At 48.1% G+C, this 21,266-nt stretch carries 17 protein-coding genes, 1 tRNA gene and 2 pseudogenes; 11 read left to right on the top strand and 9 right to left on the bottom strand.

Annotated elements, in window-relative coordinates; genetic code table 11:
* The first annotated feature begins 100 nt into the window (after positions 1-100).
* A complete protein-coding gene (locus tag OH663_RS16820) occupies positions 101-3,289 on the top strand; it encodes a DEAD/DEAH box helicase family protein (protein ID WP_263525780.1) in 3,189 nt (1,062 codons plus the stop codon).
* Between the two features lie 103 nt (positions 3,290-3,392).
* Positions 3,393-4,111: pseudogene (locus tag OH663_RS16815) on the top strand (IS4 family transposase); the annotation flags it as partial.
* Between the two features lie 348 nt (positions 4,112-4,459).
* Here the strand turns inward: OH663_RS16815 and OH663_RS16810 are convergent.
* The 6 genes and pseudogenes from OH663_RS16810 to OH663_RS16785 all read right to left on the bottom strand — a co-directional run bounded on the left by OH663_RS16810 (position 4,460) and on the right by OH663_RS16785 (position 10,173).
* Positions 4,460-5,725: pseudogene (locus OH663_RS16810) on the bottom strand (tyrosine-type recombinase/integrase).
* 747 nt (positions 5,726-6,472) lie between these two features.
* Positions 6,473-8,806: a primase-helicase zinc-binding domain-containing protein gene (locus OH663_RS16805; protein ID WP_200042215.1), complete on the bottom strand. Its 2,334-nt coding sequence runs from the start codon at positions 8,804-8,806 to the stop codon at positions 6,473-6,475.
* A gap of 14 nt (positions 8,807-8,820) precedes the next feature.
* A complete protein-coding gene (locus OH663_RS16800) occupies positions 8,821-9,141 on the bottom strand; it encodes a DUF5375 domain-containing protein (RefSeq protein WP_001472077.1) in 321 nt (106 codons plus the stop codon).
* Entirely contained in the window at positions 9,138-9,365 is a 228-nt protein-coding gene (locus OH663_RS16795; protein WP_263525779.1) for a hypothetical protein, read from the bottom strand. The genes OH663_RS16800 and OH663_RS16795 overlap by 4 nt, the downstream gene beginning before the upstream one ends.
* Positions 9,362-9,910 (bottom strand): host cell division inhibitor Icd-like protein, encoded by a 549-nt coding sequence (locus OH663_RS16790; RefSeq protein WP_200042216.1) that lies wholly within the window; start codon positions 9,908-9,910, stop codon positions 9,362-9,364. Before OH663_RS16790 ends, OH663_RS16795 begins: the two co-directional genes overlap by 4 nt.
* Positions 9,907-10,173: a helix-turn-helix transcriptional regulator gene (locus tag OH663_RS16785; RefSeq protein ID WP_023165627.1), complete on the bottom strand. Its 267-nt coding sequence runs from the start codon at positions 10,171-10,173 to the stop codon at positions 9,907-9,909. Before OH663_RS16785 ends, OH663_RS16790 begins: the two co-directional genes overlap by 4 nt.
* A 540-nt stretch (positions 10,174-10,713) precedes the next feature.
* On the opposite strand from OH663_RS16785, the gene OH663_RS16780 reads away from it, so the two are divergent.
* From OH663_RS16780 to OH663_RS16755, 6 genes are all read left to right on the top strand, one after another.
* Positions 10,714-11,457 carry a capsid protein gene (locus OH663_RS16780; RefSeq protein ID WP_263525778.1) on the top strand — a complete coding sequence of 248 codons (744 nt, stop codon included), beginning with the start codon at positions 10,714-10,716 and terminating at the stop codon, positions 11,455-11,457.
* 3 nt (positions 11,458-11,460) lie between these two features.
* Positions 11,461-11,700: an STY4826 family bacteriophage gene regulatory protein gene (locus OH663_RS16775; RefSeq protein WP_000468231.1), complete on the top strand. Its 240-nt coding sequence runs from the start codon at positions 11,461-11,463 to the stop codon at positions 11,698-11,700.
* A 15-nt stretch (positions 11,701-11,715) separates the two neighbouring features.
* On the top strand, positions 11,716-12,282 hold the full coding sequence (locus OH663_RS16770) for a phage polarity suppression protein (protein ID WP_200042218.1): 567 nt from the start codon (positions 11,716-11,718) through the stop codon (positions 12,280-12,282).
* Positions 12,283-12,557: 275 nt separating this feature from the next.
* A complete protein-coding gene (locus OH663_RS16765) occupies positions 12,558-13,721 on the top strand; it encodes a PP2C family protein-serine/threonine phosphatase (RefSeq protein ID WP_200042219.1) in 1,164 nt (387 codons plus the stop codon).
* On the top strand, positions 13,711-14,769 hold the full coding sequence (locus OH663_RS16760) for a serine/threonine-protein kinase (RefSeq protein WP_176210665.1): 1,059 nt from the start codon (positions 13,711-13,713) through the stop codon (positions 14,767-14,769). The genes OH663_RS16765 and OH663_RS16760 overlap by 11 nt, the downstream gene beginning before the upstream one ends.
* Positions 14,766-15,842, top strand: a complete 1,077-nt coding sequence (locus OH663_RS16755) for a serine/threonine-protein kinase (protein ID WP_080195883.1) — start codon at positions 14,766-14,768, stop codon at positions 15,840-15,842. Before OH663_RS16760 ends, OH663_RS16755 begins: the two co-directional genes overlap by 4 nt.
* A 62-nt stretch (positions 15,843-15,904) precedes the next feature.
* On the opposite strand, the gene OH663_RS16750 is transcribed toward OH663_RS16755, so the two are convergent.
* Together OH663_RS16750 and OH663_RS16745 are read right to left on the bottom strand one after the other, a co-directional pair.
* Positions 15,905-17,170 (bottom strand): tyrosine-type recombinase/integrase, encoded by a 1,266-nt coding sequence (locus tag OH663_RS16750; RefSeq protein WP_200042220.1) that lies wholly within the window; start codon positions 17,168-17,170, stop codon positions 15,905-15,907.
* A gap of 163 nt (positions 17,171-17,333) precedes the next feature.
* Positions 17,334-17,418 (bottom strand) — tRNA-Leu (locus OH663_RS16745).
* A 229-nt stretch (positions 17,419-17,647) separates the two neighbouring features.
* Between OH663_RS16745 and ahr the strand changes: the two genes are divergently transcribed.
* Complete coding sequence (gene ahr, locus OH663_RS16740) at positions 17,648-18,667, top strand: NADPH-dependent aldehyde reductase Ahr (protein ID WP_200012620.1); 1,020 nt, start codon at positions 17,648-17,650, stop codon at positions 18,665-18,667.
* 31 nt (positions 18,668-18,698) lie between these two features.
* Here ahr and idnK read toward each other — a convergent pair whose 3' ends face one another.
* On the bottom strand, positions 18,699-19,220 hold the full coding sequence (gene idnK, locus OH663_RS16735; protein ID WP_048222231.1) for a gluconokinase: 522 nt from the start codon (positions 19,218-19,220) through the stop codon (positions 18,699-18,701).
* Positions 19,221-19,438: 218 nt separating this feature from the next.
* Between idnK and idnD the strand changes: the two genes are divergently transcribed.
* Together idnD and idnO are read left to right on the top strand one after the other, a co-directional pair.
* Positions 19,439-20,482, top strand: coding sequence for an L-idonate 5-dehydrogenase (gene idnD / locus OH663_RS16730; RefSeq protein ID WP_045439253.1), 1,044 nt, complete (start codon positions 19,439-19,441; stop codon positions 20,480-20,482).
* Positions 20,483-20,493: 11 nt separating this feature from the next.
* A complete protein-coding gene (gene idnO / locus OH663_RS16725) occupies positions 20,494-21,258 on the top strand; it encodes a gluconate 5-dehydrogenase (RefSeq protein ID WP_200012618.1) in 765 nt (254 codons plus the stop codon).
* Positions 21,259-21,266 lie beyond the last annotated feature (8 nt).

The following is a 21,266-nucleotide window of genomic DNA, read 5'->3' as shown; positions in this document are numbered from 1 at the left end:
GCGATCAACAACCTGTTTGACTGCTTCAGTTTTAAACTCTTCAGGATAACGCTTACCGCTCATGGGCACCTCTCTTTAAGTCATCTTAAATGACTCTGAGGTGTCTGTTAAACGCGTGGCGATTCACAATTTAGATATTGATCCATTTAGAGAGACAACCAAGTCTCTTGTAGATGAATCCCTTGAGGGGCATGAAAACGATGGAAGCTCCCGTTACTACATTCGGCTTGTTGAGCTGTTAGATGAGCATAGTTCAATCATCCCGGAAATGTTGCTTGAATATGATGAGAATATTCAGCGACATACTGCATTTATTAACGAAAAGCGGACAAATAAAATTCAATGGAAGTACTTCCAGTATCTGTCTTTGCTGTTTACCGAAATGTATTTGGATCAGTATTTTCGAGCGCCTGAAGACTTGCTGAATAACTTGAATACTCATGTAGATAAGTTTAATGCATCTCTTTTAGAGTGGGGGGAAAAGAAGAAGGACCTCTTGGGGTATTACAAAAAAGCTAATTTAAACAAGCTGTCATTTTGGAATGCGACAGGAAGTGGAAAAACGCTTCTCATGCACATCAATATGCTTCAGTACAAGCATTACGTGAAGAAGTATCGTAAAGAGCATGAGCTGAACCGCATTGTCGTTCTGACACCAAACGAAGGGCTCACCCACCAGCACCTGGAAGAGATGCAAGCGTCTAACATTTCGTCGGGTGAATTCACAAAGGTGGCCAAACGAGGTGACATGTTCTCTGCTGACATTATTGATGTCATTGACATGAATAAGCTCAAAGAAGAAGGAAAGAAAAAGACCGTATCAGTCGATGAGTTTGAGCGAAACAACTTGGTTCTGATTGATGAAGGTCACCGGGGTGCTAAAGGTGATGTTTGGTCAGAAATGCGAAGCCGCATGGCGCAAGAAGGTTTCACTTTTGAATACTCAGCTACTCTTGGGCAAGCGGTTAGCAGCACTGCTTCGCTGGCAGAAGAGTACTCAAAGAACATACTTTTCGACTATTCATATCGTTACTTCTACGCTGATGGCTTTGGCAAAGATTATCAAATTCTAAATATCGACTTTGATGAAGAGACTAATGCAGATAAAGATAATAAGCAGCTTTATTTAACGGCTTGCTTGCTATCTTTTTATCAACAAAACCGGGTATTTAGAGACCGAGGAGCCAAGTACAAAGCCTTTGCAATCGACAAGCCGCTTTGGGTTTTTGTTGGCAGCAAGGTTACTGCCATTCGAAAGGAGCAGGGCAAAGAGGTTTCGGACATTGTTGATATTTTACTTTTCCTAGCCGAGTTCGTGCGAGATAAAGAAAAATCAATCAGTAATCTAGCAAAGCTTTTGAGTGGCAATACAAGCCTTCGTAATCACCAAGGAAAAGATATCTTTGCTGAATCTTTCAACTACCTTGTTGAAACGAGGGATGCGCCAGCGGCATTGTTTAAAGATATTCTGACTCACCTGTTCAACTCGCCATCGGGTGGTTTACTGCATGTTGACTATCTAAAAGGTGGTGATGGCGAGCTTGCTCTTCGCTTAGGCGGAAGTGAAGATGTGTTTGGTGTAGTGAACGTAGGTGATGCCAAGCAAGTAGCTGACCTGTGTGAGCTGCGAGAAGAGCTTGTTGTCAGTGAGAAGAGTTTTAACTCATCTCTGTTTAAGAGTATTAATAACAATGACTCTGCTATCAATGTATTGATTGGCTCCAAACGATTCTCTGAAGGTTGGAACAGTTACCGTGTTTCTACACTGGGCCTAATGCACGTTGGTAAGAGTGAGGGTTCAGAGATTATTCAGCTCTTTGGTCGTGGTGTCCGCCTTCGTGGTTACGAGCACTCTTTAAAACGAAGCCGTGCTATTCATTGGGCTGCTAAAGATGGCGAGCTAAGTTGGATTGCAAAAGACAACTATCTGCCGATTCTTGAAACGTTAAATGTCTTCGGTGTGAAAGCTGATTACATGACGCAATTTGATCAGTTCCTTGAAGGGGAAGGGATTAAGAAGCCAGATGATGCGTTAACTAAAACGATCAACGTTAATGTTAAGTTGCCTAAGACACCGTTAATCACGGTGAAAGTGCCTGACAACATTAATTTCAAGAAAGACAAAAAAACGACCTTGCTTGCTCCCGTCGATTTTGAGGGCGATGACTCGAAATTACCGTTCGTGACCTTGAATTGGTACCCGCGTGTTGCTTCGAAGCTAAGCGCTGGTATGCGTTTGACTCGACACGATATCGACTTAGAGACGCACAGTTTGACTGAAAAGCATCTCGCTTTCTTGGACATCGATGCAATCTATAAGTCAATGCAACAGCTGAAGGCTGAACGAAATTGGTATAATTTGAACTTAAGCCGCGAGGCTATACAAAAAACATTGGAAGATGCGTCCTGGTACAAGCTAGAAATTCCAAGTGAAAGAATGAAGTTCTCAGGCTTCGACCGGTTCTATGAGTGGCAAGAAATTGCGATTGCGTTGTTGAAAAAGTACTGCGATCGTTTTTACAAGAATGAGCAAGATGCTTATGAGGCACCATTCCGTAAATTTGCCGAATTGGACCCTTCAGACCCTAACTTTTTTGATGAGTATAAGCTGGTTATTGATCAGTCCGAAAAGCTCATATTGCATAGGGTTTCTGAACTTCAAGAGCACATTAAAAACGGCTCAGTGACTGATTTTAACTTAGGTGGAAAGGGTGAGGCGGTGTTTTGGGACAACTACCTTTACTCCCCGATGCTGCACTTAAAAAATGGTGTTGATAGTGATCTGTTTAAGATTACCCCAACACATTTAAACCAAGGTGAGTATGATTTTGTTGCAGATCTGAGAGCATATTATCTGTCAGCTCCATCCATTCTAGAGGGTAAGGACCTCTATTTGTTGCGGAACCAGTCAAGAGGGCGAGGCGTTGGCTTCTTTGAGGCTGGCAACTTTTATCCAGATTTCATTTTGTGGATCTTGGATGGCGATACTCAACATATTGTTTTCGTGGATCCTAAAGGCATTCTTCGCTGTGAGGGTATCAATGACCCGAAACTTCGATTCTGCAAAACGATTAAGAAGTTGGAAGCAAAAATGCGCTCTGACGGCTTGAAGTATGCAGACAAACTTCAGATGCATTCTTTTGTGGTTTCAAATACGCCATTGAATAAAGTGCGTTGGTGGGATAGAAAGCTCGCCGGGGTTGATGACTTTTATGACTGTAATGTTTTGTTCCAATACGAGGACCGAAGCGGGTATGTGGACAAGCTAATCAGTAAAGTATTGATATAAAATAAATGAGGGCTTGACTCTAATGCCGCTCAGTTAAGGATCACTTGATTGATCCAGTGGCTGTGTAAGTATCCGTAATCTCTCCAGGGATTACGGATTTTTTATGCTGCTCAGCCAGGCTTTAGACACTGTTAACCAGTTTACCCCTCAGGAGTTCACCACTCTGGCAGACCTACTTTCCCCTGAACTTATTGATGAATGCCTGGCTGATACCAGCGTTGTCACGTTGCGGAAGCGCCGTCTTTCCATGGAGATGATGGTCTGGGCAGTCACTGGCATGGCGCTGTTCCGCTCCCATTCCATGAGCCTGTTGGTCTTTCACATGGATATTCTTTTGCCCGGTAACCGGCCTTTTGTTGCCCCCAGCGCCGTTGTTCAGGCTCGTCAGCGGCTGGGTGAAGATGCCATCCGGCTGGTGTTCGAAAAAACACGCCAGCTCTGGTTTGCAAAGACACCTCTCTCTCTCTGAAATGGCCTCACACTGATGGCCGTTGACGGTACGCTGTGGCGAACACCCTATACGCCTGAAAATGATGCCGCTTTTGGCCGTACTGCCAATGTGAATATACAGTCTGAATGCGTATGGTCTGCCAGATGGAAGTCACCAGCCATCTGTTGTTTGTCTGCAGTGGCTTTCGACAGCGTCTCAGAAGCGGGCGAGATTGACCTTGCAGCACAGCTACTTGCGCAGCCCCCGACCACTCGTTGACCATTATGGATAAAGGCGCACTGGGTCTGTTGCATTGCTGGCAGTCAGCGGGAATAGAAAGACACTGGGTGCTTCCGTTACATAAGGGCGCGCAGTATGAAGTGGTGAGAAACCTGGGGAGTGGGCATCTAATGTAGAGCCGGTTACAGCTCCAGCAGCCGCACGCCCAAATAAAACCCCTACCTCAGCTCCTGCAATGGTACCGACCAAAGGTATAGCTGAGCCTATAGCAGCCCCGCTTAATGCTCCTTAAACTCCACCAGCTACAGCAACATCTTTCTTACCAATATGCCGTTCACGAATACGGGTTGAATCGCAGACTGGGCAACAAATGTAATTTTCCATCATGATTTCCGTTTATGTTGATTTAAAAGCAAAAAAGCCCATGTCCGTGAGGACAGAGGCTTTCAGTGATATAAATTTATTGAATAAGACGTATTACGGTAATGTTGGAACGATGATTATTTAAAAGGGTTATTCACTTTTGCATAGTCAAAAGGTGAGATGGCTTTTGCTCTATTTGCATCAAGAAAATCTGCCCACCACTGCACCATTAGCCTCCGTTCCCCAAGATGCTCGGCCTTATGAATATAAGCCGCCCGAACAGAGTTACGTTCCACATGACTCATCTACCGTTCTACCGCATCCCTCGACCACAACCCCGATTCAATCAACGAGCTACATGCCATCGTCCTGAATCCATGCCCGCAAACCTCAACCTTTGTGTCGTATCCCATCACGCGCAGTGCCTTGTTCACCGTGTTTTCGCTCATCGGTTTACGAGGGTTATGATCGCCAACGAAAACAAAATCAAGATCGCCACTAATCTTGTGAACCGCTTTAAGGATTGCTAGCGCCTGGCTAGATAGCGGCACCAAATGAGGTGTACGCATTTTCGAGCCACGCTGCGAATGCTTTACTCCTTCGATAGCTTCTCGTTCAGCTGGTATCGTCCACATTGCTGTTTCAAAATCGATTTCAGACCAACGCGCAAAGCGCAATTCACTGGAACGAATGAAGATTAATAACGTGAGTTCAACCGCCAGACGAGTTAAAGGACGTCCTGTGTAACTGTCAATTCTGTGGAGTAGTTCAGGTAGGCGTTTCAGCTCAAGTGCTGGACGATGAACACGGTTACTGGAAGCAACTGCTCCAGCCATCTCTTGGGCCGGGTTGTAATCAATCAGGCCACTTTGAACGGCATATCGCATGATGGCAGTTGTCCGTTGCTGAAGACGAGAAGCGACTTCAAAGCGGCCTGTAGCCTCAACGACTTTTATGGGGGCAAGCAGATCACGAGTTTTTAGCTCTTCGATACTGCGTTTGCCAATTGCGGAGAACAGATTATCTTCCAGGCTTTTCAGCACCCGTCTGCTATGTTCTTCTGACCATTTTTTATTAGTGGCATGCCACTCTCTGGCAACTGACTCGAAGGTAATAGCCTCTTTCGCCTGTTCTTCTTTCACAACACGTTTATGCTCGCGAGGATCGATTCCTGCAGCAACAAGCCTTCTGGCCTCTTCTCTTTTTTGACGAGCATCAGCCAAGGATGTTTCGGGATAAACACCAAACGCCATCAGGTGTTGCTTACCGCCAAAGCGAAAGCGGAACCGCCAGTATTTTGAGCCGTTGGGGTGAATCAGCAAAAACATGCCATCCCCATCAACTAGGGTGTACTCCTTTTCCTGCGGTTTTGCAGAACGCACTTTGATATCTGTCAGAGCCATAAAAGTTCTCCTTCCATGTGCCGCTGTGAGTATACAACCATTATCGAACCAGCATATATACTCGGTTCTATACTCACAAGCATGTTGATGTGGGGTAACTCAGATTGACTTCAATTGAGGTGAAAATCGTGGAAAGCCTTGTGTGGCGCGGATTTTAGGCATAAAAAAGACCTCAGTTGAGGTCCATTTACATACTTATGGTGCGAAGGCCGGACTCAAAACACAACCTAATAAATTGAAAAAAAAAGGAAATAAACAAGAGCACATGTTCATGTGCCCCCTTTTGTGCCCCCATGGCTTTTTAAGCCCCTTAAGTTCACAACTGATTGGTATTAAAAAGGAAATTGTTATTTCCCCCATCGGTTAGGTTCCGATATACGGATCCTAACCGGGGGTAATATTGAACATCAGTAAAATTCTTTTTTTCCATATAACTGTTCACACTGTTCACCTCTTCACTTTTCTTTTTAATATCATGGTGATAAATGGTGATGAGTTGGTGAAGAGTGAACAGTCAACTCTTCACCTTTGTGATTTTTGCTCGTTCTGGATGCGCCCGGTCAGGGGATGCGCAGGGTGATAAAAAGTTTTTTCAGGTTTTATTGTTCACACTGTTCACCTCTAGTTTTTTATCAATAATTTCATGGTGATACAGGGTGAATATACGGTGAAGGGTGAACAGTGGATTGTTCACCTTGTGGCAATGGCCAGAAAGGAAAAGACCGGCTGTTGCCGGTCTGAGTGAGGTTATGTTGCTGCGGGGTCATCGCACTTCGGCAGCCAGTCGCCGTAGCTTTCCTCTTTCAGCGACAGATTGGTTTGTATCCCCTGCTTTGTGTGCCGCTTCTCATAATTCAGGCCGTACTCTTTCAGCATCATGGGCAGCCCCAGCCCGAACATTTTCAGGCTGAGCACGTTCCTGTACCCGTTAGCCTCCATATAGGCCAGATACGCGTGATACAGATATTTACGGTAATTACGCGGAATGATGCTGGCATTCCCCATAAACATCCCGTTGGTCTGCGGGAGCATTTCCAGATAGCCGCAAAAATCAAACGTCGGGTCAGCATCGCGCTTGATGCTGAGTGCCTCGTCGGAGTTCTGCTGCGACTGGAGCAGTGCGCGGGCGGTCATCGGGTCGCTGAATTTCTGCATAAGCTGGCGCACAATGACGGCCAGCTCGCGTGCAATTTTATCCCTGAGCTGCGGGTCGCGTTCTTCCGGCGCAATCTGCTCCGGAAAGTGAATAATCACCCGGCGACGTGACACCCCGCCGCTGCGGTCGGTGAAGCGCATCGGGTTGTTGTTCACGGCCAGAATCACTGCCGGGATATGTGTTGAGTACGGGTTCTGGTATTTCGGATCAACCGAGACCGCATCGCCGCCGGTGATGGCCTTGAGCCCTGCGCCGTCACCGCTCCATTTTTCCTGGTCGGGCAGACGGATAAGCGAGAAGCCAATCAGGGAGGCACGCTTGCGCGGGTCTTCCAGTGTGTCGATATCGGCTGACGTGGCGTTATCTTCCCCGGCGAGAAGGGTCGAGATTTCGGCCAGAATACTTTTGCCGCTCCCGCCGGGACCGGTGACTTCGAGAAAGAGCTGCCAGTCGTAACGGTTCGCCAGCACCATAAACAACGCAGCCAGAATCACGTCGCGTTTTTGTGGATTTTTACCGGCCGCACGGTCGAGCCAGCGCCAGAAGTTCGGCGCGTGAGTCTCCAGCGTTTCCCCGTCCACCGGCGCAGTGAAATCCACGTCGCACAGCGTGCGCAGCCAGTGTGATTTACTGTGCGGGCTGAACAGGCCGCTTTGGGTATCGAGTACCCCGTTGCGAAAGCCAATCAGACGACGCGCCGGTGTATCCTGCTGCGGAATAATCAGTTTCAGGGTCTCCACCACCGAGGCAATTTTCCCCGATGAGAACGGGGCGCGTAAGCGCTGGAATAAATCAGCCACATTCCGTGAAAAAGTGGCGGCAGGGATATTTTTCCAGATGCCGTTTTCATAGCGGGACAGGAGCTGGCCGTTCGCATCCACCGCCAGCGCTTCGCCGTAATGCTCATGCACCCGTAAGGCCTTGTCGCTGGCGCTCATGGCGGTAAATTCCGCCTCGCTCATGGTATCAAACGGACTTTGCGCCGGTGGCCGGATAGCGTCATAAATCGCTTTCCGCGTGGCTTCCTCGCCGTACTGCATAAACGCATCATTCCAGTCACCGAACACCGGCGGCAGGGCAACAATGCCCTCACAGGCATCTGCGGCCGCAGCGGCTTTACTCTGGCCGTCGCCGTTAAGGTCACGGTCGGCAGCGAGCACAATCTGACAGGCCGGATATTTCTGACGGGCAAGGCTCGCCAGAGAAAGGAGGTTCACGGAGGATAGCGCCACCATGACGGTTTCCCCGGTCAGATGATGCACGGTGAGTGCGGTCGCATAACCCTCTGCAATCCACAGGCGTTTTCCGGCCTGTTTTTTCCCTTCGATGACATGACACGCCCCTTTGACCTGACCGCCTTTCAGGGTGCGTTTGAGACCGTCAGCATTGATAAGCTGAAGGTTAACCAGTGCACCGGTATCATCATACAGCGGGACAACCACATCCCCGGCGCGGAACGTCACGCCGCCGGTTTTATGTATGACGGTGAGCGTCAGACATTCCTGAGCGGGGAAACCCTTGCGGGTGAGGTAGGCGTTGCCGGTGGCCGGTCGGATTTTCTCCATGAGCCTGACGGCCAGCGCGACCGCCGTTTTGCGGTCGGCACTGGTTGCAGCCTCTGCGGCCGCAATCACTTCCGGGGCAACCGGTGACAGATTGCCGGTCACGGCGTTCACCTTCCCGGCGGCCTCAGAGGCTGATACACCGAACACCTTCTCGACCAGTTTCAGCCCGTCACCCGCGCCGCACTGGTTACAGAACCATGTGCCGCGCCCCTCTTTATCGTCAAAGCGGAAACGGTCAGAGCCGCCGCACACCGGACAGGCCTGATGGCGGTTTTTAATCACCTTCACACCCAGCGCAGGGAGAATGCGTGGCCAGTGACCGCACGCCTGTTTCACCGTTTCTGTTACGTTCATTTTCATGGTTATTTTCTCCCTCAGTGCAGTACTGGTGCGGTGATATGACGGGCGCAAAGCTCATCCATCACGGCCAGCCCGAGAAAGGACAGCGACGGGGCGGCTTTGAGTGGTCCGGCTTCCATTAAATCTTCCAGCAGGGCACAGGCAATCTGACGGCCTTTTTCCTCGCCGTGCTGGCGCAGGTAGAAGCCCTCCAGCTCGGCGGCAATGGCGCTTTCCAGCGCGTCGAGGGTGAGGTGCGGGTAGCGGTGCTGGCGTTCGCACAGGGTCAGCCATGCACAGGCCACGGCACGACGATACAGCGCGGCGCGTAATACGGGTGGTAATGGCTTTTTCATACGTTACCCTCCCCGGTCAGCCACTGCTGGTTGCAGCGTTCGACTACACCGTCGAGCTGGGCGCTCATGAGGTAAATCACAGAGGTGAGCTGTAAGTGCTGCGCCGGGTCACGACGAACGGTGGCGCAGTCCTGCACCTGCATCAGGTCGCCGACGAGCTGGCCGACATTGCGCATATGCTCCAGACATTCGAGGTCACGGGCGGTAATAGTGGTGTGTCTCATGCGCGCACCTCCGCAACCGGCAGGCGGCCAGCAAACGAGAGGACGTAATCGCGAACGAGGGAAAGGCGTGCGGCGTGCTCATCACTGGCAACGGTGCGAAGCATACAGATACGGGGTTTACGGTCTGCGCGACGAACAGCGGCAAACACAAAGACAAACTGCGGGAGTGACGGGGTGAGGGTCGTAGCCATAGCGGCAACCTCCATAGTTAGCTGATTACAGCTACCACCGAAGTTCTCACGCAATGGTGGTAGCCCAGACGGGGGTGAGAAACCGGCAACTATGGAAACCGGCCAGCCCGAAAGCTGCCCCGCCTGAGCCACCATTATTTTGACGGCGCAACAGACAAAGAACCGTTGCCCGATAAATGGGTGTGCAAAAGCATAGACACAAAAAAAGACGCATGGCGCGTCCGGTGTCGCCACAGTTAAACTCGGGTTCTCACGCCCGGCTGCCGATTTTGCGACAGCAGGAAAACTATACCTGGAAACGGTGAAAAGAAGCAAGCCAGAAAAAGGGGCTGTTTGCTGAGCGGCCATCATCATGCGTCATAGCCCCGGTTACGTTCGGCAATGCGATCCGCCATCCATGCAGTGATTTCAGACTGCGCCCACGCCACGTTTTTTCCGCCGAGGGAGATTTGTTTCGGGAAGGCTTCCCGGCTGATGAGGTCGTAAATGGTCGAGCGGGACAGGCCGCACAGATGCATCACTTCGGGCAGACGGATAAAGCGTTCCTGAACGGCATCAGAAACCGGCATCAGCGGCGCGGCAGGGGCAGAAGACGGGGAAGAAAAAGCGGTGTGCATCGGGCTACCTCACAAAGTCCATACAGTGCCGGTCGTGTCCGTCCGGCTTCGGGTAGCTCTCTATTTTGTGAATATTTTCCCTCAGGGCAACAAGTCATTTTGTAGTACTCCACCACACAACAGAGTGATTTTTATACAGTGGCAAACGTTGGCCGTTTTTTGGTAAACGTTGGCAAACCGGTGGCCCATTACTGATTACTTTTGTTTATATATTTATTGTTTTTAATCACTAAAAAGTCTAAGTAACTGACTGGCTGAAAAAACTGAAGGGTGAACAGTGGTGAACAGACGGTGAACAGTCAGGTCTTCAACTGTTCACCCTTTAACTTACTGTATTACTTATCTTTTTATTTAAGGTGAACAGTGGTGAATAGTTATAAGTAAAAAAACAAACGGTGAGCAAGGTTTTCCTGCGACCTTTCTCTGGCCAGCCTGATGTTAAGGTCTGTTTGTGCCATCACTCTGACAACGGCAATGAATCGTGTTGTTGTGCAGGAGGCGTCAGAATCATTTCAGGTTGAACACACGGAGAGCCTGAACATGAAACCCGAACTCATTATCAAAGCCATGCAGACCGTTATCAGTAAACAGGATGAAGGCGCGGAACAACGTATTGCCGGTGCGCTGGTCGCACTTAACGAAGCAAAAGACGCACACACGGCCAGCATGGAAAAACTCAGCGACATTGAGGCTTCCATTCAGCGTTGTGAGCAGGAACGACAGACCGCCCTCAGTGAAAGTGCACAGGCCGAACAGGACTGGCGCAGCCGCTTTCGAACTCTGCGCGGCAACCTCACTCCTGAACTGAAAGCTGAACACAGTAAACGTATCGCCAGTCGCGAACTGGCTGATGAGTTCACCGGTCTTATTACCGAGCTGGAGAAAGACAAAAGCCACGCCATGCTTGGCGCATGCTCCTCCGGTACGGCTTATATCAGCGCCCATGAAAAAGCGTTCACTACCTACGCCAACAGCGAGTGGAAGAAGGCGTTAGCCGGTATCAGCCCCGCACTGTTACGTGCCTTTCTGTTGCGTATACGGTCGCTGGAAATGAGCGGAGAAACCTCGCCGCGTGCGACCGTGACCCGCGAGCTGGGTGATGCCCTGAATATGCAGTCAGCCCTGTATCATTTTGATATGGAGCAGGAGCCGGTCCTGTCCGTAACAGGCATGAATCGCCCGGTCATAACCGGGGTTGATATGGCGCTGTTAAGAAGCCCGGCCAGACGGATGAAACTTGCCGCTGAACTGGCCGCAAAAGACCACGAACAGGCAGAGGGCTGAATTATGTTTCACTGTCCGTTCTGCAAAAAGACCGCGCACGTCCGTACCAGCCGGTATCTGTCGGAAAACGTCAAACAGCGTTATCACCAGTGTACCAATATCGAATGTTCGGCCACTTTCCGCACCATTGAGTCGGTTGACGGTGTGATACGTGCTGCACCGGAGAAAACCGACCCCGCGCCGGTGACGCCACCGCCGCCGCGTAAAGTACAGGGCTGCTACAGCTCGCCGTTCCGGCATTAATCAGGAGAGAGACTCGTGACCACTGTGACCATACAGCAGGCCTTTGAGGCCTGTCAGACGAACAAAAACACCTGGCTGAAACGTAAAGCCGAACTGGCAGACCTTGAACGGGAATACCGTGAACAGCTCCTTGCCGGTGACGAACAAATCCCGCGCAGAATGCAGGATTTACGCGACAATATCGACGTGAAAAAGTGGGAGATTAATCAGGCCGCCGGTCGCTATATCCGCTCACATGAGGAGGTACAGCACATCAGCATCCGCAACCGGCTCCATGACTTTATGCAGCAGCACGGCGCGGAGCTGGCCGCCACGCTGGCGCCTGAGCTGATGGGATATCACGAACAAATTCCCGCAGTAAAACAGAGCGCCATGCAGCACTCGGTTGATTATCTGCGTGAAGCCCTATCGGTGTGGCTGGCCGCAGGTGAAAAAATTAATTATTCCGTGCAGGACAACGATATTTTAACGGCCATCGGATTCAGGCCTGATGCGGCTTCGCGGGATGATAATCGCGAGAAATTCACTCCGGCACAGAACCTGATTTACACCCGCCGACGTGCAGAACTGGCCACACGGTAGTACGCGAAAAAATCCCCCGAAAATTCCGCTATTTTTCCTGAAAAAAGCCATGCATCCATAAGGTGCATGGTTTTGCATGCAAATCCCCGTATTTTTTATCCCACGCAACACCAGTGCTGGTGCGGCCTGAGGCCGTTCATGCACCTGCATTAAAAGCGACCACTTAAGCGGGCAGGCGTGGCGGGGAGAGCATTGCGCGCGAGCTCTTTCGTATTAATTGACAATTGGTTAGCTCATTGCGAAAGTAAACTCCCCCACAATAAAACGGAATTACTATGTTTACAGAACGACTTGCTCGCTGGTTAGCTCGTTCTTCGGCCAAAAGCGGCATTAACCGGCCAGAAGACCTCAACGCTGTCCTTAGCACGGATATAGGACTGGTTAGAGCTGAGAATCAGGATCTAATAGCCGCGATTAGAGTTAACACTCCGTCAAACGTTGGCAATCCTTTTTTTGCAATGGCGTTATTAGATGGCATGGGTGGAATGCAAGATGGAAAGCAATGTGCAACAATTGCTTTATCAACTTTATTCTATTCTTTGATTAAGTTTAGAAGTGATCCTCCCGAGTCTCGGTTATTAAAAGCGACTTTAGAAGCAAACTCCGTTGTATATGACTATGCAAAAGGACATGGCGGTTCAACATTATCCGCTGTAATTATTGAAAATGGGTCTGCTCCTGTAATTGTCAACGTTGGCGACAGTCGAATATATAGCTTTTCTCTGGACTGTGGACTTACAGCAATTAGCAGTGATGACTCTCTAGAAGCATTGGGTGGCAGAGGGCGCGGATTACTCCAGTTTATAGGAATGGGGGAATCTATAAAGCCTCATATCAATATCTTAGATAAAAATCATAAAAATATAATATTGACATCCGATGGAACTCATTTCATTTCTCATTCAGCATTCGAAGAGTTATTAAGTCATTCATCTGATTTTTCTACATCAGCGCAGAGAATAGCTCAATATGTTCAATGGTGCGGTGCGAAAGATAACGCTTCATTTGGAATTATTAATTGCAATGATATAGAAAACAACCTCAACTCCCATAAAGATATTGGTGTAGAGTTATGGGACCCTCATGGGAATCTACATATCATGTGGATGAAAAATTATCCTGCAGCGCAGAATTACTTCTCTCAAAATATAGTGGACGATCAAGATAAAGAACCTTCACCTATTATAGAAGATGATAGTTTTGAAAATAAAAAAACACTAAACAATCCTTCAACAAAAAATCTAGAATTAGATTCTGAAACACCACAAAGAGAGCTATTCTCAAACGAATCCCCAGAAAAACCTCAAGATCCATCCATTACAAGCAAAGCAATCAAACAAAGAAAAAACAAAGATAAAAAGAAAGCTATTGAAAAGATCAAAAAAGACCAATCTGTAATGATAAATATCAAGGATGAGGAAAACAAAAATGAAGATTAATCACGTCCTACCAGAAAGATATTCATTAAAGAGCACTGAACTCGGTGGTGGCATGGGGGACATTTTAATATGTAAGGATAATCATTTAGATAGAGATGTAATTGTAAAGTTGTTAAAGGATGGAGAAGAAGAGAGACGTTTACTAGATGAACAGAAAGCGCTACTCAAACTTCGTTCTAAACATGTAGTACAACTTTATGATTTAATTGACATAACAGTCTCCGAAAAAACTAAAAAAGGATTAGTTCTGGAGTATATTAACGGAGTGGATTTAAATTATAACCCGTCAGAAAGTCACCCCGAAAAACTAAAGAAATTATGGCAGATAGCATGCGGGTTAAGTGACATCCACTCTGCTAAAGTAATTCACAGAGATATAAAGCCCAATAATATTAGAGTAGACGAGAATAAAATTGTTAAAATATTAGATTTTGGTTTAGCAAGGTCCTCAGGCACAGAAGCATTCACTCATTCTGTTATTGGAACCTTAGGCTATATGGCTCCTGAACTATGGAAGAGAAAAAACATTAGTTTCGATCAAAAAATTGATGTTTATGCATATGGTGTCCTCGTTTTAGATTTATTCGGCATAGAAAAACCAGATGAATTATACGAACATCCCCCGGCCGCGATAACCAATATACCTGAATTAGGAAAGATACTTCCGAAGGACTTAGCCAGAACTTTCATTAGTTGCTTAAGCCATGACAAAGATGCTCGACCGGCAATGTCTTCGGTTAGAGATCAAATAGCTAAATACCTATTAAAAGATAGACACCGTGCCCTCTTCGTCCTGAATGGAAAGAAATATGAAATAAATGCTAAAAATAAAAGTGTTACGATCACTTGGGGTACTAGTGGAAGTATGGAAATAGTATATGATGGTTTCGACTTTAAAGTAGGTAATTTTTCAGGAAGTGCGACAATTAATAACCAACAAGTGATAACAAATAAAGTATTTCCTAGCTGCAGTGTAATTACTCTTATAAATGAAAAATCTAGAAGCTTTGTCACCTTTGATATATCTAGACCGGAGGTAATATCATGATTGAAGTCGGAAGAATCATTGCAGAACGCTATAAGATTTTATCTTATGTTGGTAAAGGTGGGATGCAAGACGTATATAAAGTTTTAGATCTAAAGCTGGATTTAGATTTAGCTTTAAAGACCCCACTTCCTGGTTTGGAAAGCAAAAGATTTCTTAAAAGTGCCAAAATCGCTGCAAAAATAAACCATCACAATATAGCAAAAACCTTTGATTATGTTGAAGATAATGGCAATATATTTTTAGCGGAAGAATTTGTTGAAGGTGAAAACCTTGAGGAAAAATTGCGCCACTTTGATTTTTTAGACCCACATTATGGCGCTTGTATACTACATAACCTTGCTAAAGGAATAATGGCATCTCATAAAGCAGGTGTTATTCATAGAGATTTAAAACCGAGTAATGTAATGGTGTCTGGCGGAGTACAAATTTCGAATCTAAAAATTACAGATTTTGGAATAGCTACGCTAACACAAGAACTTTTTGATGAAGCTGCTGCCAGTGGTGACCTAACAAGATCGACCTCTGGTACGATAAAAGGTGCTTTACCCTTCATGTCTCCTGAATTAATGTTTGGTAAAAAGGGTAAACCTATAGAAGCATCAACTGATATTTGGTCATTAGGTGCAATGATGTTTAAATTATTAACAGGAGACTATCCATTTGGCGTTTATTTAGATGCTGCTGTTAATGTTAAAACAAAAAATAGAATGGAATGGCCAACCTTTATGACTGCCAATCCACAATATCAAAGTTTATCACAAGATCTACAAAAAATTGTAGATAAGTGCTTAAGTTATGACCCGGACAAGAGGCCTACAGCTGAAACGCTTGTTAAGGCATGTGAAACCCTTTGTTATTTATCCGAAGAACGTCATGTCGGTCGCGTCAATAATCTTATTCAAGGAGGGATAAGTGGATTTATTGATGGGACACCTTCTAACTCCTTTTTTAGTATGGAAAGTGTATACGGTTCGAGGTACCCAAACACCTCAACAAGAAATACTGTTTGTTATTCCACTTTTGATGGACACCCATGGCCTAGAGCACACCCTGTAATTCTTTGGAAAGATTGAATTAATAGGCACAAGTAATTGTGCCTATTTTAATCCATTAAATTATCATCTATAAATATCATTCATTTTATGTTGCAGACTCTTGCATATTCATAAGGTGTAATATGCTCATACTGAATAATATCGAGATAATCAGCCCACCACTGCACCATCAAACGACGCTCATCCAAATGCTCTGAAGTGTGAATATAGGCAGCACGCACATTGTTACGCTCAGAATGGCTTAACTGACGCTCTATCGCGTCATCGCTCCATAATCCTGACTCACCCAAAGCACCACGCGCCATCGTCCGAAACCCATGCCCGCAGACCTCGGTTTTTGTGTCATAACCCATCGCACGCAATGCGCTATTTACCGTGTTTTCGCTCATAACCTTAGTTGCGTCGTGATCCCCCGGAAACAACAGCTCTTTATCACCACTAATCTGCTTGAGCTGCTCTAACAAAACCATCGCCTGCCGACTGAGAGGAACGATATGCTCCTCTTTCATCTTCATGCCACGGTACGAATAACGCACACCCTTAATTTCTTCTCGTTTTGCCGGTACGCGCCAAAGGGATTTATCGAAGTCGAACTCGTCCCAACGCGCGAAACGTAACTCGCTGGAACGTACAAAAGTTAGTAAGGAAAGCTCGACAGCAATCCGTGTCATTACACGGCCACGATATGCAGCAAGGCGAGCAAGAAACTCAGGGAAACGGCTAGAAGGTAAGGCTGGATAGTGTCGTGCTTTGGTAGTCGATAACGCACCGGCCATGTCACTGGCTGGATTAGAGTCGATGTAATCGTTCTGTACGGCATAACGCATAATAGCCGTGACGCGCTGTTGCAGGCGCTGAGCGACGTCGTGTTTACCACTGGCATCAACTTTTTTGATCGGGGCTAACAGGTGACTGGTTTTGAGCTGGCGAATGTCGGACGAACCGATATGAGGGAAAATATAAAGTTCAAGATAGCGAAGAACGCGCGATCGATGGTCTTTGCTCCAGCGCTTGTTACTGGCATGCCATTCACGAGCGATAGTTTCGAAAGTATACGCCCCCGAGTTCTCGGCCTGAGCCTCTTTCTTTTCGGTTTTTGGATCAATGCCCTGCACTAGCAACTTTTTGGCTTCATCGCGCTTTGCTCTTGCCTGAGCAAGTGTCACAGTAGGCCAAACACCAAAAGCGAGGCGATCCTCTTTTTTGTCAGAGGGGCGTCTGTATTTCATGCGCCAGTATTTGGATCCCTTGGCCGAAACCTCAAGGTACAAACCGCCGCCATCGGCCATTTTGTAGGTTTTGTCTTTTGGCTTTGCGGTCTCGACCTGTCTGGCGTTGAGCTTCATTTGGGGGCACATTTCTAATCGAAGTTAAGATGCCCCCAATTATGCCCCCAATGACTTCCGGATTTCAACGGACAACCTCGGACGACTCAGGACGTAAAAATCGCTTCAATCATTGATTCTTAAGGGATAATTGGACTTTCTCGGATGGTCTTGGAAGTACTAATGGTGCCGAAGGCCGGACTCGAACCGGCACGTATTTCTACGGTTGATTTTGAATCAACTGCGTCTACCGATTTCGCCACTCCGGCACGGAAGGGATGCGGAAAACGTTGTGGATTATACCTGTCATGCGCCACCATGCAAGCGCCAGCGTGTACCTGGCGCGCTAAGTGTTGAAAATTTCAGCATTACGTTACGCGCCTGCAATCACCATCACAGTTTATCCCCCGCAACAACCACCTTAATCCCCCCTTCTGCGAAGCGCCCCGTTACCCCATGCTCTACACTTCCAGTTCAACACCACATGAGGGGAACATGATGTCGATGATAAAAAGCTACGCCGCAAAAGCGGCGGGCAGCGAACTCGAACTCTACGAATATGATGCGGGCGAGTTAAAGCCGGAAGATGTCGAGGTGCAGGTCGACTACTGCGGTATCTGCCATTCCGATTTGTCGATGATCGACAACGAATGGGGATTCTCTCAGTATCCGCTGGTTGCCGGACATGAGGTCATTGGTCGCGTGGTCGCGCTCGGCAGTGCGGCGCAGGATAAAGGGCTGAAGATCGGTCAACGCGTTGGTATTGGCTGGACGGCACGTAGCTGCGGGCACTGCGATGCCTGTATCAGCGGCAATCAGATTAACTGTCTGGAAGGTTCTGTTCCCACCATTCTCAATCGCGGTGGCTTTGCCGAGAAGCTGCGTGCCGACTGGCAATGGGTGATCCCGCTGCCGGAGAGCATCGATATTGCGGCGGCGGGACCTCTGTTGTGCGGCGGCATCACGGTATTCAAACCGCTGCTGATGCATCACATTACAGCGACCAGCCGCGTCGGGGTGATCGGTATCGGCGGTCTGGGGCATATCGCTATTAAGTTGCTGCACGCGATGGGTTGTGAAGTGACGGCGTTCAGTTCAAACCCGGCGAAAGAGCAGGAAGTGCTGGCGATGGGGGCGGATAAGGTGGTCAACAGCCGCGATCCGGATGCGCTAAAAGCGCTGGCGGGCCAGTTCGATCTGATTATCAATACGGTTAACGTCGATCTCGACTGGCAACCCTATTTTGAAGCGCTGGCTTACGGCGGTAACTTCCATACCGTCGGTGCCGTGCTGAAGCCGCTGCCGGTTCCGGCATTTACCTTAATTGCCGGCGATCGCAGCATCTCCGGTTCAGCGACCGGCACACCTTTTGAGCTGCGCAAGCTGATGAAGTTTGCCGGGCGCAGTAAAGTATCTCCAACCACCGAGCTGTACCCGATGTCGCAAATTAATGAAGCTATCCAGCACGTGCGTGACGGCAAAGCCCGCTACCGCGTAGTGCTGAAAGCCGACTTCTGATGATCTGGCTCAGTCCCATCCGGGGCTGAGCTTATTGTCCATGTCGAAAAGCGAGTACCGCCTGGCGGCACTGTTCCGTCACATGTTCGATGTCGTGGTTCACGTCAATACGGGCAATATCGCGTTCATCATCCTGCGGGCACTCCAGCGCATCAAACTGACTTTTCAGCAAACCCACTGGCATAAAATGTCCTGCCCGACGCTGCATGCGCGCCAGAATGGTCTCGTAATCGCCGTCCAGCCACAGGAAATGCACATTAGGACTACCCTGGCGCAATATATCGCGATACTGTTTTTTTAATGACGAGCAGACAATAAAGCCGGTCTCATTTTTTTTATACAGGCTGTATGAGGCGTCATTTAATCGCGCTAACCAGGGGAGTCGGTCTTCATCGGTTAGCGGAATACCTTCAGACATTTTATCAATATTTTTAGCTGGATGGAGATCATCACCATCAATGAATTTAGCCGATAATACAGCGGCAATCTTACTGCCAATTAATGATTTACCGCTACCCGAAACGCCCATCAAAATATAACTTTCCCCGGCCATCAAAAAAACTCCAGATTCCTGTTTCCATGCCGCGATACTACGCTTCCCACATTAGGAATTTCACGCTTTTTTAGCGCTGCTGCTGAGAATTACAAGGCGTATCACGTTATGCGTAACATTGTAGTGTAACAATTTTCCAGCGTGATCTATGTCACAAATAATAACAAATAAAACCGTTTAAATGCTGCCGAGGTTACTACCTGACCAGTGAGGCATTTATGCAAGTCAAAACACAATCCTGCGTTGTCGCGGGTAAGAAAACTGTTGCCATTACAGACCAAAATATTGAATGGAATAATAAAGGAACATTGGTACAAATTACCCGAGGTGGTATTTGCGGTTCCGATTTACATTATTATCAGGAAGGTAAAGTTGGTAACTTTACCGTAAAAGCGCCGATGATTTTAGGCCATGAAGTCATTGGTAAAGTTGTCCATAGTGATTCAAAAGAATTACATGAAGGTCAGTCGATTGCTATTAATCCGTCTAAGCCTTGTGGTCACTGTAAATACTGTTTGCAGCATGAAGAAAACCAGTGCACGGAAATGCGCTTTTTTGGCAGCGCCATGTATTTTCCCCACGTTGACGGCGGCTTTACTCAGTTTAAAACCGTCGATACTGCGCAATGTATTCCCTACCCGCAGCAGGCAGATGAAAAAGTCATGGCCTTTGCCGAACCGCTGGCTGTGGCGATCCACGCCGCACATGAAGCGGGCGATCTGCAGGGCAAGCGCGTATTTATTTCCGGTGTTGGCCCTATCGGCTGTCTGATCGTCAGCGCGGTGAAAACGCTTGGCGCGGCAGAGATTGTTTGTGCTGACATTAGTCCGCGTTCACTCACGCTGGCACAGCAGATGGGAGCGGATACGCTCATTAATCCGCAGCAGGACTCTCTCGACGAATGGAAAAAAGAGAAAGGCTATTTCGACGTCAGTTTCGAAGTCTCCGGGCATCCCTCCTCGATTACCACCTGCCTGGAAGTCACCCGCGCGAAAGGTGTGATGGTACAGGTTGGCATGGGCGGCGCCGTGCCGGAGTTCCCGATGATGATGCTGATCGGCAAAGAAATCTCTCTCAAAGGCTCCTTCCGCTTTACCACTGAATTCAACACGGCGGTGTCGTGGCTGGCGAATAACGTTATCGATCCGCTGCCATTACTGAGCGCCGAATATCCGTTTACCGACCTCGAACAAGCGCTGATTTTCGCCGGGGATAAAACCCAGGCGGCAAAAGTCCAGCTCGTATTCGAAGACAGACAATAAGGAATAGCATGATGAACGATCTTTTTTCACTGGACGGCAAAAATATTCTGATCACCGGTTCGGCTCAGGGAATTGGTTATTTACTGGCGACTGGGCTCGGTAAATATGGCGCGCAGATTATCGTCAATGATATTACGCCAGAACGCGCAGAAGCAGCTGTTACGAAACTGCAGCAGGAAGGTATTCGCGCCGTTGCTGCACCTTTTAATGTTACGCATAAACAGGTTATTGATGCCGCCATCGAACATATCGAAAAAGATATTGGTCCGATCGACGTGCTGGTAAATAACGCCGGTATCCAGCGCCGCCATCCGTTCACCGAGTTCCCGGAGCAGGACTGGAACGACGTCATTGCCGTTAACCAGACGGCGGTATTCCTGGTATCACAAGCGGTGACCCGTCGCATGGTTGAACGCCAGGCCGGGAAAGTCATCAATATCTGCTCCATGCAGAGCGAACTGGGGCGCGACACCATTACGCCGTATGCCGCATCGAAAGGCGCGGTGAAAATGCTCACCCGCGGGATGTGCGTTGAGCTGGCGCGCCACAATATTCAGGTGAACGGTATCGCGCCTGGCTACTTCAAAACCGAAATGACCAAAGCGTTGGTCGAGGACGAAGCCTTCACCTCCTGGCTGTGCAAACGTACGCCAGCCGCACGCTGGGGCGATCCGCAGGAGCTGATTGGCGCAGCGGTATTCCTTTCTTCCAAAGCGTCAGATTTTGTTAACGGACACCTGTTGTTTGTCGATGGCGGCATGCTGGTCGCCGTCTGATACAACAC

It is taken from the genome of Citrobacter sp. Marseille-Q5395, assembly GCF_947057495.1.
GTDB classification, from domain to species: Bacteria; Pseudomonadota; Gammaproteobacteria; order Enterobacterales; family Enterobacteriaceae; genus Citrobacter; species Citrobacter murliniae.
The sequence above is the reverse complement of the archived record's forward strand: the minus strand, read 5'-3'. Positions and strand labels throughout refer to the sequence as shown.